The sequence below is a fragment of the Sinorhizobium sp. GQ132 genome (assembly GCF_059758575.1).
The window spans coordinates 232,059-246,480 of record NZ_JCAXDX010000002.1; the positions used below are offsets into that span (position 1 = coordinate 232,059).

Annotated in this window: 13 protein-coding genes and 1 tRNA gene; 13 read left to right on the plus strand and 1 reads right to left on the minus strand. The window is 61.6% G+C overall.

Annotation, left to right across the window (positions count from 1 at the left end; all coding sequences use genetic code 11):
- Positions 1-115: 115 nt before the first annotated feature.
- The 9 genes from AC6CIG_RS05230 (at position 116) to AC6CIG_RS05270 (ending at position 8,303) form a co-directional block, all read left to right on the plus strand.
- Positions 116-1,303, plus strand: a complete 1,188-nt coding sequence (locus AC6CIG_RS05230) for a glycine C-acetyltransferase (protein WP_127710063.1) — start codon at positions 116-118, stop codon at positions 1,301-1,303.
- Positions 1,304-1,326: 23 nt separating this feature from the next.
- A complete protein-coding gene (gene tdh / locus AC6CIG_RS05235; RefSeq protein ID WP_127710061.1) occupies positions 1,327-2,361 on the plus strand; it encodes an L-threonine 3-dehydrogenase in 1,035 nt (344 codons plus the stop codon).
- Between the two features lie 438 nt (positions 2,362-2,799).
- Positions 2,800-4,854, plus strand: coding sequence for an RNA polymerase sigma factor RpoD (gene rpoD / locus AC6CIG_RS05240; protein ID WP_018095614.1), 2,055 nt, complete (start codon positions 2,800-2,802; stop codon positions 4,852-4,854).
- 272 nt (positions 4,855-5,126) lie between these two features.
- Positions 5,127-5,417 carry a GYD domain-containing protein gene (locus AC6CIG_RS05245; RefSeq protein WP_003532955.1) on the plus strand — a complete coding sequence of 97 codons (291 nt, stop codon included), beginning with the start codon at positions 5,127-5,129 and terminating at the stop codon, positions 5,415-5,417.
- A gap of 202 nt (positions 5,418-5,619) precedes the next feature.
- On the plus strand, positions 5,620-6,189 hold the full coding sequence (locus tag AC6CIG_RS05250) for a transglycosylase SLT domain-containing protein (protein ID WP_018095613.1): 570 nt from the start codon (positions 5,620-5,622) through the stop codon (positions 6,187-6,189).
- Between the two features lie 95 nt (positions 6,190-6,284).
- Entirely contained in the window at positions 6,285-6,638 is a 354-nt protein-coding gene (locus tag AC6CIG_RS05255) for a DUF1428 domain-containing protein (protein WP_029956413.1), read from the plus strand.
- A gap of 123 nt (positions 6,639-6,761) precedes the next feature.
- Positions 6,762-7,184, plus strand: a complete 423-nt coding sequence (locus tag AC6CIG_RS05260) for a secondary thiamine-phosphate synthase enzyme YjbQ (RefSeq protein WP_127710059.1) — start codon at positions 6,762-6,764, stop codon at positions 7,182-7,184.
- Positions 7,185-7,286: 102 nt separating this feature from the next.
- On the plus strand, positions 7,287-7,691 hold the full coding sequence (locus tag AC6CIG_RS05265; protein ID WP_127712483.1) for a ketosteroid isomerase-related protein: 405 nt from the start codon (positions 7,287-7,289) through the stop codon (positions 7,689-7,691).
- A gap of 255 nt (positions 7,692-7,946) precedes the next feature.
- Complete coding sequence (locus tag AC6CIG_RS05270; protein WP_018095609.1) at positions 7,947-8,303, plus strand: hypothetical protein; 357 nt, start codon at positions 7,947-7,949, stop codon at positions 8,301-8,303.
- Between the two features lie 93 nt (positions 8,304-8,396).
- Here AC6CIG_RS05270 and AC6CIG_RS05275 read toward each other — a convergent pair whose 3' ends face one another.
- Positions 8,397-9,185 (minus strand): SIMPL domain-containing protein, encoded by a 789-nt coding sequence (locus AC6CIG_RS05275; protein ID WP_003537551.1) that lies wholly within the window; start codon positions 9,183-9,185, stop codon positions 8,397-8,399.
- Between the two features lie 145 nt (positions 9,186-9,330).
- Between AC6CIG_RS05275 and AC6CIG_RS05280 the strand changes: the two genes are divergently transcribed.
- From AC6CIG_RS05280 to AC6CIG_RS05295, 4 genes are all read left to right on the plus strand, one after another.
- A tRNA-Ile gene (locus tag AC6CIG_RS05280) sits at positions 9,331-9,406 on the plus strand.
- Positions 9,407-10,056: 650 nt separating this feature from the next.
- Positions 10,057-12,924 (plus strand): ATP-binding protein, encoded by a 2,868-nt coding sequence (locus AC6CIG_RS05285; protein WP_127712768.1) that lies wholly within the window; start codon positions 10,057-10,059, stop codon positions 12,922-12,924.
- Positions 12,925-13,046: 122 nt separating this feature from the next.
- Positions 13,047-14,045, plus strand: coding sequence for a zinc-dependent alcohol dehydrogenase family protein (locus AC6CIG_RS05290; RefSeq protein WP_127712769.1), 999 nt, complete (start codon positions 13,047-13,049; stop codon positions 14,043-14,045).
- A 46-nt stretch (positions 14,046-14,091) separates the two neighbouring features.
- Positions 14,092-14,391 (plus strand): tautomerase family protein, encoded by a 300-nt coding sequence (locus AC6CIG_RS05295; RefSeq protein ID WP_056584964.1) that lies wholly within the window; start codon positions 14,092-14,094, stop codon positions 14,389-14,391.
- Positions 14,392-14,422 lie beyond the last annotated feature (31 nt).

A 14,422-nucleotide genomic window follows, 5' to 3' on the forward strand; every position in this document is an offset into this window, starting at 1 on the left:
CCCTCGTCCCGATGGGGGGCGTGGGCGCAGCATCGAAACCGATTCCATGAGCAGTGCCATCGTGATAGTCGTCTAGACTGGTGAAATGAAGTTCTGTCTCGAAAGCACGCAGCCCATGACCACGGCCTTCCTCTCCCATCTCCGTTCGGAACTCGAAAGCCTCAGGCAGGCCGGGCTCTATAAGTCCGAGCGGGTCATCACCTCCAAGCAGTCGGGCGAGATTGAAGTCGCTTCCGGCGAGCGCGTCCTGAATTTCTGCGCCAACAACTATCTCGGCCTCGCCGACAGCGAGGAGCTTGCGGAAGCCGCGAAGAGCGCGCTCGACCGTTACGGCTACGGCATGGCGTCGGTGCGTTTCATCTGCGGCACGCAGGAGGAACACAAGGAGCTCGAAGCGCGCATATCCTCCTTCCTCGGCATGGAGGATACGATCCTCTATTCCTCCTGTTTCGACGCCAATGGCGGTTTGTTCGAGACGCTGCTCGGCGAGGACGACGCGATCATCTCCGATGCGCTGAACCATGCCTCCATCATCGATGGAGTGCGCCTCTCCAAGGCGAGGCGCTTCCGCTATGCCAACAACGACATGGCAGCACTGGAAGAGGAGCTGAAGAAGGCGGAAGGCAGCCGTTTCAAGATGATCGCCACCGACGGCGTCTTCTCTATGGACGGCATCATCGCCAATCTCCAGGGCGTCTGCGATCTGGCTGAGAAATACCACGCCATGGTCATGGTGGACGACAGCCATGCGGTCGGTTTCGTCGGCAAGCATGGCCGCGGCTCCGCCGAGCATTGCGGCGTCGAAGGACGGGTCGATATCATTACCGGTACGCTCGGCAAGGCGCTCGGCGGCGCTTCGGGCGGGTATACCTCGGCGAAGGCCGACGTCGTCGAGTGGTTGCGCCAGCGCTCGCGGCCCTATCTCTTTTCCAATACGCTCGCGCCCGTCATCGCGGCCGCCTCTCTCAAGGTTTTCGAGCTGATCGAAAACGGCGACGCTCTGCGCAACCGTCTTTACGCAAACGCGGCGCTCTTCCGGAGCGAGATGTCCAGGCTAGGCTTCACGCTTGCCGGCGAGGGCCATCCGATCATTCCGGTCATGCTTGGAGATGCGGCGCTCGCACAGGAGATGGCGGCGCGCATGCTGAAGAAGGGCGTCTACGTCGTGGGCTTCTCCTTCCCGGTGGTGCCGAAGGGGCAGGCCCGCATCCGCACGCAGATGTCCGCGGCGCACAGCGAAGCGGATGTCCGCCGTGCGATCGCGGTCTTCGAGGAGGTGGGCCGCGAACTGGAGGTGATCTAATTGGCACAGGCGAGGATCGAGCGATGACCAACATGATGAAGGCACTCGTCAAGACGAAGCCGGAGGTCGGCCTCTGGATGGAGCGCGTGCCGGTGCCGGAAGTCGGCCCGAACGACGTCCTGATCCGTGTCAGGAAATCGGCGATTTGCGGCACCGACGTCCACATCTGGAACTGGGATCAATGGGCGGAGAAGACAATCCCGGTGCCGATGGTCGTCGGACATGAATTCATGGGCGAGGTCGTCGAGGTCGGGCCGGCCGTCAGCAAGCATCATGTCGGCGAGCGCGTTTCCGGAGAAGGTCACATCGTCTGCGGCAAATGCCGCAATTGCCGCGCGGGCAGGGGGCATCTCTGCCGCAACACGCTCGGAGTCGGCGTCAATCGCCCCGGCTCCTTCGCCGAGTTCGTCTGCCTTCCCGAATATAATGTCGTGTCGATCCCCGACGACGTGCCGGACCAGATCGCCGCAATCTTCGATCCCTTCGGTAACGCCGTCCATACGGCGCTCTCCTTCGATCTCGTCGGCGAGGACGTTCTGGTCACCGGTGCCGGGCCGATCGGCATCATGGGGGCGATGGTGGCCAAGCGTTGCGGTGCCCGCAAGGTGGTGATTACCGACATCAACCCCGTTCGTCTGGATCTCGCGCGCAAGCTCGGCATCGACCACGTCGTCGACGCTTCGAAGGAAAATCTTGCCGACGTCATGCGGGTGATCGGCATGACCGAGGGCTTCGATGTCGGGCTGGAAATGTCGGGCGCTGCGCCCGCGTTCCGCGATATGATCGACAAGATGAACAATGGCGGCAAGATTGCGATCCTCGGCATTGCACCGGCGGGCTTCGAGATCGACTGGAACAAGGTCATCTTCAAGATGCTCAACCTCAAGGGCATCTATGGCCGCGAAATGTTCGAGACCTGGTACAAGATGATCGCCTTCGTCCAGGGCGGGCTCGACCTCTCGCCGATAATCACCCACCGGATCGGCATCGACGATTTTCGCGACGGCTTCGAGGCGATGCGCTCGGGCAATTCCGGCAAGGTGGTGATGGACTGGTAGACGGAGTCGCGGTCGCGATCGATTGCCATCAGGATTCTTCCGGAAAAATCGCGCAACCCTTGTCTTTCTTTGGGGCGCTCCTACATGTTGAGCGAAAGCTGATAAACAGCGCAAAATCCCGTCCATGAGCGTTTTTTGCCGATTTGCGCGGTTTTTCACCGGAAATGCTTGACGGGATCAAAAATTCTGGGAATCACCATTTCAAGCAGAAATGGCGACATGGTACGGCGGATAGGAAATCATGCCAGGGACGTTTCAGTGGCAGGACTGTCGAAGCTTGCCCGTTCACCGCGATCGCTGTCGTGGTTAATCAGGAATTAAATATCATCCCGTTACGTCAGGGGAAATAATCGGTGGCGGGTACGCGGCGTGCCCGGACCTCCGAGTAGCATTGATTACCGGGCGCCGGCCGGTTGCGACAAGGAAAGCGACGAATAAATGGCAACAAAAGTCAAAGAAAACGAAGAAGCCGACGTTGAACGTGAAGGTGCACCGGACGGTCCGCTTCTCGATCTTTCCGACGATGCTGTCAAGAAGATGATCAAGGCCGCCAAGAAGCGCGGCTATGTGACCATGGACGAGCTCAACTCCGTTCTGCCCTCCGAAGAAGTGACTTCCGAGCAGATCGAAGACACGATGTCCATGCTTTCCGACATGGGCATCAACGTCATCGAGGACGAGGAAGCCGAGGAGGCTGCCGCCAGCGACGACGATGACGGCGCCGACGAGGGCGAAAGCGAAGGCGGCGAACTCGCGCCTGCCAGCGGCACCGCGCTTGCAGCCAGCAAGAAGAAGGAGCCGACCGATCGCACCGACGATCCGGTGCGCATGTATCTGCGCGAGATGGGCTCCGTGGAGCTTCTCTCGCGCGAAGGCGAAATTGCCATCGCCAAGCGTATCGAGGCCGGCCGCGAAACGATGATTGCCGGGCTTTGCGAGAGCCCGCTTACCTTCCAGGCGTTGATCATCTGGCGCGACGAGCTGAACGAAGGCCAGACTCTGCTGCGCGAGATCATCGATCTCGAGACGACCTATTCCGGCCCCGAGGCAAAAGCTGCACCGCAGTTCCAGAGCCCGGAAAAGATCGAAGCCGACCGCAAGGCTGCGGAAGAGAAGGAAAAGGTACGCAAGACCCGCGCTGCGGCGAACGACGACGACATCACCAATGTCGGCGGCGAAGGCCAGCCATCCGAAGAAGAAGAGGAGGACGACGACGAGTCGAACCTCTCGCTCGCCGCGATGGAAGCGGAACTGCGTCCGCAGGTGATGGAGACGCTCGACGTCATCGCCGAAACGTACAAGAAGCTCCGTAAGCTGCAGGACCAGCAGGTGGAAGCGCGCCTTGCCGCGACCGGCACTCTGTCGCCGGCGCAGGAGCGCCGCTACAAGGAGCTGAAGGACGAGCTGATCAAGGCCGTGAAGTCGCTGTCGCTCAACCAGAACCGCATCGACGCTCTGGTCGAGCAGCTCTACGACATCTCCAAGCGCCTGACGCAGAACGAGGGCCGCCTCCTGCGCCTGGCCGAATCCTATGGTGTCAAGCGTGAGGCGTTCCTGGAGCAGTATTCCGGCGCCGAGCTCGATCCGAACTGGATGAAGTCGATCAGCAATCTCGCCGGCAAGGGCTGGAAGGAGTTTGCCAGGGCCGAAAACCAGACGATCCGCGACATCCGCCAGGAGATCCAGAACCTTGCCACCGAGACCGGCATTTCCATTGCCGAGTTCCGCCGCATCGTATCCATGGTCCAGAAGGGCGAACGTGAAGCGCGTATCGCCAAGAAGGAGATGGTCGAGGCCAACCTTCGTCTGGTGATCTCTATCGCCAAGAAGTACACGAACCGTGGCCTGCAGTTCCTCGATCTGATCCAGGAAGGCAACATCGGTCTGATGAAGGCGGTCGACAAGTTCGAGTATCGCCGCGGTTACAAGTTCTCGACCTATGCGACATGGTGGATCAGGCAGGCGATCACCCGTTCGATCGCCGACCAGGCCCGCACGATCCGCATTCCGGTGCACATGATCGAGACGATCAACAAGATCGTGCGCACCTCTCGCCAGATGCTGCACGAGATCGGCCGCGAGCCGACGCCGGAGGAACTGGCGGAAAAGCTCGCCATGCCGCTCGAAAAGGTGCGCAAGGTCCTGAAGATCGCCAAGGAGCCGATCTCGCTCGAAACGCCGGTCGGCGACGAGGAAGATTCGCATCTCGGCGATTTCATCGAGGACAAGAATGCGCTGTTGCCGATCGACGCGGCCATTCAGGCGAACCTGCGCGAGACGACGACGCGCGTGCTCGCCTCGCTCACGCCCCGCGAGGAGCGTGTGCTGCGCATGCGTTTCGGCATCGGCATGAACACCGACCATACGCTGGAAGAAGTCGGCCAGCAGTTCTCGGTCACCCGCGAACGCATCCGGCAGATCGAAGCGAAGGCGCTGCGCAAGCTCAAGCATCCGAGCCGTTCGCGCAAGCTGCGCTCGTTCCTGGACAGCTGATTCCAGAACCTTCCACGAAGTAACGAAGCCGGGCCTGGATCTAGCGCCCGGCTTTTCTTTGTGCGCCGGGCCTGGCGCAAAACCGTACCTCGTTTTCCTCGAATTGCTTTATACTTTGCGCGTTGCGGCAGAGAAGGTCGCTCCCTCCCATCGCCGGGAACATGGCGTCCCGAGGCCGCATATGAGCGCGCGAATGCGCTCCGGTATTCTTCGATACAGGGCATCCTTGAGCGCCTTCGGCCGAAGGCGGGATGCTTTGCGGGAGGTGTGAGATGACGACTTACGTTCTGCTTCTCAATTGGACCGAGCTGGGTATCAGGAACGTGCGCGAGTCGCCGAAGCGGCTCGATGCGGCAAGGAGGCAGCTCGAGGAAATGGGCGGTTCCTTCAAGGACTTCTATCTGACGATGGGCGAACACGACATGGTTGCGATCTGCGAAGCGCCCGACGACGCAGTCGCTGCGCGCTTCGCTATCACGCTCGGCATGAACGGTAATGTGCGTACGCGTACGCTGAAGGCCTTCCCGGAGGCCGCCTACCGCGAACTGATCGGTACGCTCTGATAGAGCGCTTCCGGATCGCCGCTGATCTGCCCGCCGGCGCCTTCTCCCCGCAAGGGGCGAACGGACACGTTCGCCCGCTCCCCGCCTGCGGGGAAGCTCGGATTCTAACCCGAGGAGAGGGGTAGCCCACCTTCGCCTACGCATAAAAACCGATCCTTAAGATTTACGTCTTATCAACCTCTCGCAAACGAGAGGTTCCGCGATGCGTTGCGTTTTTGTCGTCGTCCTCCTGTTGTTGGCCGGCTGCGGGACGGTGCCGAGAGAGACCCGGAACGCCTGTGCGGTTTTCGAGCAGCGAGATGGTCTTTTCAACAATTGGCGCAGGGCTGCCTACGCGGCAGAGCGCGAATACGGCGTGCCGGTCCCGGTGCTGATGGCGACGATCTATGCCGAGTCAGGCTTCCGCCATAATGCCAGGCCGCCTCGCACGAAGCTCTTCGGCTTCATCCCGTGGACAAGGGTCTCTTCGGCCTACGGCTACTCGCAGGCGCTTGACGGCACCTGGGCGCGCTATCAGTCCGAGACTGGCCGGTGGACGGCGCGCCGATCGGATTTCGGCGACGCGATCCGCTTTATCGCCTGGTATCACAATCAGAGCCACCAGCGGAACGGCATCGCTCTCAACGATACCTACCGGCTCTATATCGCCTACTACCACGGCCACAGCGGCTACGCCCGCGGCAACTGGAGCGATACGGCAAAGGCAGGCGCCAAGAGAGCATCCGGCATGGCTGCGAACTACGCGCGCCAGCTGCGCGGCTGCGGCTCCTGACGCGAGCGGATGGCGGCAGCCATCAAAATGTCGACCCCCTGTCGGATCCTGCGCTCTTCGATCGTCCTTGTGATGTCAACGTGGAGGAGACGAAAATGGCGTATGTGGACGGTTTTCTCGTTGCGGTGCCGACGGCCAACATAGAGGCCTACAAGAAGCTGGCGAGCGCGGCGGGTGCAGTGTGGAAGGAGCATGGCGCGCTCAATTACGTCGAATGCCTCGCAGACGACGTGCCCTATGGCGAACTCACATCATTCCCGCGCGCGGTTCAGGCAAAGGACGACGAGACCGTCGTCTTCTCGTGGATCGTCTACCGGTCGCGTCAGGACCGGGACGCGATCGTCGCCAAGGTGATGGCCGATCCGAGACTGCAGGGCGACGAATGGAAGTCCATCTTCGATGGAAAACGCATGATCTATGGCGGGTTCGAGGCTTTCCTCGAACTATAGAAACGGCGTTGCGGCCTGCGGTACGATCCCGTAAGTCATGGAGCGAACCGGATGCTAGACGGGCCCCGTACGTCTGTGGACATGCGGGGCCACAGCAGCGCCCGGAAGCCGGCGGAGGGGAGAATGGCGCAGACCGTCATCGCAATGTCTACGAAAGGGCAGGGGCTCTACGAGTTCACGGCCGCGGCCGGCGACTTCGTGCGTGCGTCCGGCGTGGACGAAGGATTGCTCACGGTTTTCGTCCGTCATACTTCCGCTTCGCTGATCATCCAGGAGAACGCCGATCCGGACGTGAAGCGTGACCTCCATGCCTTTTTCCACCGGCTGGTACCGCCGTCCTCCGATCGCTCGATGAGCTGGATCGTCCACACGATGGAGGGGCCGGACGACATGCCGGCCCATATCAAGGCGGCACTCACACAGGTGTCGCTCGGCATTCCCATCATGCAGGGACGCCTGGCGCTTGGAACCTGGCAGGGGCTTTATCTGTTCGAACACCGCGACCGGCCGCACCGCCGCGAGATCGTCCTGCATCTCGGCAGCTGACGAGGCGCAGGTGCGGCGGCGCGGGCGGGCGCTACCATTTTCTCTTTCCGCGCTGCCGGCGCATTGCGGTAGAGTGAAGCGGGGGACAATTCGGAGGAGAAAATGACAGACGCCCAGACGACAGCCAGCCGTTTCATCGAAGCCCTGAACGACCGCGACTTCGACACGCTTTCGCGTCTCGTCGGCGAGGACGTCGCGTTCGACTCGCCCACCGGGGAGCGAACCCTCGGCGCCGGCGCGCTCAGGAGCTGGGTGATGAATTATTTCCGCCATTTCGACGAGAGCTTCGGCGACGTCGTGTTGATGCGGGACGCCGGCGGTGAGCGGGTGGCGGCGGATACGACCGCGCGCGGTACCTATCGCGAGACGATGGCCGGCTTTCCCGAAGCCTCCGGTCAGGCCTATTCCATTGCGAGCGTCTTCGTCTTCGAGATCGAGGACGGTCTCATTGCGCGACTCAGCCACTATCGCAACAGCCGCCTCTTCGAGCGCGAGCTGGCTGGGTGAGCCCGTCTTAACCGTCTGACGCCAACGCGTCCGGACGAAGAACCTTTATACACGTTTCTGAAGTGCTCTTAGCCTGTCGGATCAACAACTTGGCCTGCCGGAATGTACCGGGGGTTTGGAGCGATTCATGGCGCGTCGGCGGCGTGATGAACCTGAATACTGCATGAACGGAGGGTTCCGGTGCCGTTCAGTTTTGCGGGCCTATGTTTGCCTCAATCGTCAACCAGAACCGCTTCGTCACACCGGAGAAAAGCAATGAAAAAGTTCCTCGTTAACGCCGCCGTCGCTGCAGTGATCGGATTGACCGGTCTGGTTTCCACGGCCTCGGCTCAGTCGCTCACCCTGGAATTGGGTCCGGGCGGCGGCGTCCACTACCGCGACTATGACCGCCACGACGACTGGCGCGATCGCCGGCACTATGACCGCCGCGACCGTCGCGGCCGCTGTGCACCCGGCCTCGCCGTCGAAAAGGCACGCGATCGCGGTCTCCGCCGCGCCTATGTTGCCGACGTCACGGGTCGCCGCGTCGTCGTAGAAGGCCGCCGCCATGGGCACCGCCAGGCCATCATTTTCGCCAATGCACGCGGATGCCCGGTCATCGGCCGCTGGTAAATCCCCGGTTTTCCGTCTCGTCTCCCCCGGCCGACGGAAATGGAGCCCTCACGCCCTGGCGTGGGGGCTCTTTGCTTTGCGCTTCGGACCCCGTTACTGATTGACGGCGAACGTCACGTTGACGGTGACGTTATAGGCATTCTCGCCGGTCGCCATCGGAACCGAATCGGCGGCGGCAAATTCCTTCGCCATGCTGCGGACCACGGGGATCGGTTCGGGCCGGGAGGGCTGCTCCGCGATCTCGATCACGCGTCCGAGCGAGACCCCCGCCGCCTCGGCCAGAACCTTGGCCTTGTTGATGGCGTCGGCGACTGCGGCCTTGCGGGCTTCCGTGATCACGGCATCCGGCTTGTCGTTGGTGAACTCGATGCCGCCGCCCTGATTGACGCCGAGGGTCACGGACTTGTCCAGGATCTCGCCGAGCTGTCCCAGATCCCGCACGCGCACGCCGACGCCGTTGACGACCTGATAGCCCACCAGTTCCGGCGGCCGATTACCGCCATCATTGTTCGGCGGATAGTGATATTGCGGATTGATCGAGAAGCCGCTCGTCTGCAGGTCGCGCTCGGCGATCCCGGCCTGCTTCAATGCCGAGAGCACGTCCGCCATCGCCTTGTTGTTGGCATCGAGCGCTTCGCGCGCGGTCTTGGCGTCCTTGACGACGCTGAGCTGCAAAATCGCCATGTCCGGAGCGGTCGTCGAGCGGCCCTCGCCGGAGACCTTGATCACCGCCTGACGGCCCCTGACACCGTCCGGGCGCCCCTTGCCATCTCCCTTGCCGGCGGTGCTCTCCTGCGCCGCCGCCGCGGCTGCAAAGGCGCCGGCAAATGCGGCTGCGACTGCGGCGACATGAACGGTACGGGCAATGCGTGTAGAAAACATGGACGTTTCTCTCCGGTTGTTTATCCTCGATTCCATGCTTACCGATTGTGTAGCTATTGCGGCAATGGCTTGTCGGCAAAAAGGTTTTACGCTAGAGCCTGCACAGCGGACTGCCATTGGTCCGCAACCGCCGGCGACGACGGCAGGGCCTGTAGCTCAATGGTTAGAGCCGGCGGCTCATAACCGCTTGGTTGGGGGTTCGAGTCCCTCCGGGCCCACCATTTTTCTTATAGCCCCGCACGAACGTCTGAACTCACCGCCATCGACGGCTGAACTCTTCGGGCAAAAAAAGACCGCCGCGGGATGGCCCGAGGGTTCGCGCTCGTGACCCAGACCTGCGCAGTCTCGTCGATGCAAGGCTGAAGACCCAGTTAGACCCGAGCGGTATCGCTTCTTCGGAGCGCCGTCAGGAGCCCTTGCGCCTGACGGCTCACCGATAATCGATCCGGACAGGGATATGAAGACGGTGGAACAAGGCGCTTCACTGCGGTTTGGTGCGCCACCGCGCCGGAACTTGAAGCGATAGGCGGTGTCTATTGCGAGAACTGCGGCATAGCGGCAATCAGTCCCGATGGACCCGATGGAGTACGCCCTTATGCCGTCGATCCAGAAAGGGCCGAAAGGCTTTGGCGCGAGACTGTCAGTCTGACAGGTTTAGAACCTACGAGAGCTTGACAGAAACGGCCCGTTCCCGATGGTCTCATGACCAAAGCCACGTAATCTTGACAGACTCGATGAAAATCGATGGACGACGTCCCTCTTCGGAAGCATAAATGTGCGCCGGGGACGTCTTTATTTCAGAATCACGAATTTTGGACTGACGTAGCGCTCAGTCCGCATCAAATTTTCAACGGTCATTCAGGATGATGCAATGGAAGGGCAGGCACTCCCAGCCGGAACTGCTATAGCTGACGTCGCGGTCACCTTCGGGCCATTCTCCCTTTATCCTGGCAGACATGTTCTGCTGAAGGAAGGCGAACCGCTGTCGATCGGCTCGCGCGCGCTCGAGATACTGATCGCGTTGGTGGAGCAGGCGGGCGAGCTTGTAAGCAAAGACGATTTGACCGCAAGGGCCTGGCCAAATGCGGCCGTGGAGGAGTCCAATCTAAGGGCGCAGATCGCATTGCTCCGAAAGGTGCTCGGCGACGACCAGACAGCTCCCCGCTACGTCGTCTCCGTTCCCTCGAGAGGCTATCGGTTCGTTGCTCCGGTCACCCGAATGCCACTCGAACCTGCCGCGGGGGAATTAGTCGACAACAACCTTCCGAAGCAACTTACGCAGGTGATCGGGCGCGAAGAGGCGATCAAGATCGTGGAAGGGCGGTTCCAGCGATTCCGGATTGTCACTATCGTCGGCCCTGGCGGCATGGGCAAGACGACGGTCGGCATTCGCGTGGCAGCCCAGCTCCTGTCATCGCACAAAGACGGCATTTGTTTCCTTGACTTGGCTCCGATAACGAATCCGCAGCTGCTCCCGTCTATCTTGGCCTCGGCACTCCGGCTGACAGAGACGTCGGACGATCCGACGAGGAGCCTGATCGGCTTTCTCCGCGGAAAGAGAATGCTGATCGTTTTCGACAGCTGCGAACACATCCTCGAGGACGCCGCACGACTGGCGGAAACATTGCTCCGTGAAGCACCGGAAGTCGCGATTCTGGCAACCAGTCGCGAAGCGTTGCGAGTGGAGGGCGAAAGTGTTTACAGGCTCCCACCTCTCGACATGCCGCCATCGGCTGTCGTCCTGACCGCCGACGACGCATTGAAATACCCAGCCATCCGTCTGTTCGTGGAGCGGGCTGCCTCTTCCGGAAGCGGGTATTCCTTCGATGACGACGAAGCTCCGGTCGTGGCGCACATATGTCGGCAGCTTGACGGGATTGCTCTGGCAATCGAACTTGCCGCGGCACGGGTCGAGGCATTCGGCACGCGCGGCATTGCCGAACTTCTGAACGATCGCCTGCTACTGCTGACAGGTGGGCGGCGCACGGCTCTTCCCCGTCACCAAACCTTGGCGGCTATGATCGAGTGGAGCTACGGAGCACTTTCGGCTCGAGAGCAGACGGTCCTGCGTCGCCTAGCCATATTAGGAGGAGAGTTCGGACGGGAAGCTGCCGTGGCGGTCGCCGCCGATCAAAACAACCCGCAACCCGATGTGCCGGCACGCCTGGCGGACCTCGTCGCCAAGTCCCTCGTATCGGTCGACACACAAGGGAAAGGCGTCAGGTACCGCCTTCTCGACACGACACGAGCGTTCGCTTTGGACAAACTTCGGCAAGAGGGAGAGACCGATGCCCTCGTGCGCCACCTGGCGCAATATCTGTGCACAATCCTTAGTCACTCGCAGGACGAGGTCGAGACCCTTACGAACGAAGAATGGATGCTGAAATACGCGTCCAATATCAACAACGTTCGCTTCGTTCTTGATTGGGCCTACGCAGAGGGCGGCGACGTCGAGATCGGCCTTGCGGTCACAGTGGCCGCAATTCCCATTTGGTACCAGCTTTCCCTTGTCGACGAATGCATGACGAGCGTTCAGCGCGCGTTACTTGGGATCGCGCCCGGAGAGCGAAGAGACGACCAAGCCCGGCAAATCACGCAGCTCTACAGAGCGTTGGGGTTGTCGCAGGCGTTTAAAATCGGTTTCGCCCCGCAAGCTCTCGCCGCCTTCGCGAAGGCTTTCGAGATATCGAAAGAGTTCGGCGACCTCGACGCCCAAGCCGAAGCCCTCTGGGGCCTGTGGATGGCCCAGGTGGGCATGGGCGAATACAGAGAATCGCTGGGAACCGCGGAACGTTTCGTCGCGCTCGGCGGCAGCGGCCTTGACCGTTTCATCGGCGATCGAATGCTCTCCATGACTCTGTTTTGTGTCGGCGACTTCCGCGGTTCCCGCCGTCACGCAGACCTGATGATGACACACGACACCTCGGCCGAGACCGCCTCCGCAGGGTCGGTTCGCTTCAGGTTCGGTCAGTCGGTCGCCGCGAAAATACAGCCCGCTCAGCTGCTTTGGGTACAAGGGCTTCCAATCCAGGCGATCGCGGCAGTAGACATCGCCGTCGAAGCCGCCCGCGCCTCGGGCCATGCGATCTCGCTGTGTGAGGCCCTGGCGCGCTGGTCCTGTCCTATCCTGGTCCATGTGGGCGACTTTGCGGCAGCGGATACGGCCGTCATTGAGCTCATCGACCTTGCAAAGACGAACGCGCTCGGTCCATGGGAAGTGTTTGGGCGGTGCTGGAAGGCGACGTTGTTGATACAGCGGGGCCTCCCAGACAGAGGCGTTCCCCTGTTGCGGAACGGACTGACCGAACTGTCGCGTGTCAAACTCTTCAATCTCTACAATGTGAGATTTCTAGGCTTTTTGGCCGACGGTCTCTCTTTGCTCGGACAGCATGCCGAAGCCCGCACGGTAGTCGAGGCGGCGATAAACGCCAGCGAAGAGAGGGAGGAACTCTGGTGCGTCTCCGAACTCCACCGTTTGAAGGGCGATGTGATGCTCCGGGGCGGTGGCGATATCGAAGCCGTCCAGCGTTGCTATCTCCGCGCTCTTGAAGTGGCGCGGCGGCAGGACGCGATCTCCTGGGAGCTTCGGGCGGCAACGAGCCTGGCCAAGCTGGCGGGCGACCACGGATACCCTGCCGACGCGCGTGCCACCTTAGCCTGCGTCTACGCGCGTTTCACGGAGGGGTTTGAAACGGCCGACCTAGTCTCCGTCAGGGAGTTGCTCTCGCGGATGGCCTGAGCCCTTAGGTGCCGCTGTGCGGGCGCCGTCACAAGAATTCACCATGATTCACTGGCCCAAAAACGTATCGGTCTGCATCTTCTGCTCGTCGCATAGTCGTCGACCGCATGAAAGGCAAGCAGATGAAGACCACCGCAACTACGATGGACGCCCTCGTCCTGAATGAACACAACTCGCATTTCGTCCGCACCAGCATGGCCTGCCCAGCGCCGGTGACGGGCGAGGTGCTGGTAAGGGTCAAGGCGAGTAGCGTCAACCCGCTTGATCTCAAGATCAAGAGCGGCCAGGCTCCCCATGCGCGGCATCCCTTGCCGGCCATTCTCGGCATGGACGTCTCCGGCGTCGTCGAGGCCGTAGGACCCGGCGTCGCCGCGTTCAAGCCCGGCGACGAGGTTTTCGGAATGACGGGCGGTGTCGGTGGTCTCCAGGGTTCGCTGGCCACCTTCGTCACCGTCGACGCCGACCTGCTCGCACCCAAGCCCGACAACCTGACCATGCGCGAAGCGGCGGCGCTGCCGCTTGTCTTCATAACCGCGTGGGAAGGTCTCGTGGATCGCGCGGACGTAAAGGCGCGGCAGAAGGTGCTCGTGATCGGTGCCGGCGGTGTCGGCCATGTCGCCATCCAGATCGCGCGCGCTTTGGGAGCCGAGGTCTTCGCGGTCGACAAGTCGTCCAAGCACAGCCAAATCGAGGAGCTCTGCGCTACAGCAATCGACCGCCATCAGTCCGCCGAGGAGTATGTGAAGGACCATACAGGCGGACGCGGCTTCGACGTCGTCTACGACACCGTGGGCGGGCCCGGGATCGACGCCGCTTTCAATGCGGTGAGCCGCTTCGGACACGTCGTGAGTTGCCTCGGGTGGGGCACCCACTCACTAGCTCCGCTCTCCTTCCGGGCTGCGAGCTACTCAGGCGTCTTCACGCTGCTGCCGATCCTGACCGGAGAAGGACGCGCCCATCATGGAGCGATCCTGCGCGAGGCCAAGCGCCTCGTCGAAGCCGGAAAGGTCACACCTCTCCTCGACGCGCGCCGCTTCAACTTCGAAACCGTCGCCGAAGCATATGCCGAAATCGAGAACCGGACTGCCAGGGGGAAGATCGTCGTCGACGTCGCCGAGTAGCCGGAACCCACCGCCAACTCATCCAAACGCTTGGAGGAATTACGTCATGCCATTTGTCAATGTGAAACTGGTTGACGGCGTCTTCACGCCGGAAGAGAAGCACGCCATGGCTAAGGCCCTGACCGACGTCATGGTCAAGTTCGAAGGCTCGGAAGCCTTCCGCGAGGTCGTGTGGGTCCTGATCGAGGAGCTCCACACCGACGGTTGGCACATCGGCGGCCGCCCGTTCGAGGGGCCCAAATCGCTGATGACGACACTTTCGAAGTCCAAAGAGGTGGTTGAGATGATCGACGGCACGCCGACGACCCGAAAGGAATGGGCCGCGGCGGCACCTGTCCTGGGCTGATCCCATTCACTAACGGCGACCACAATAGAGC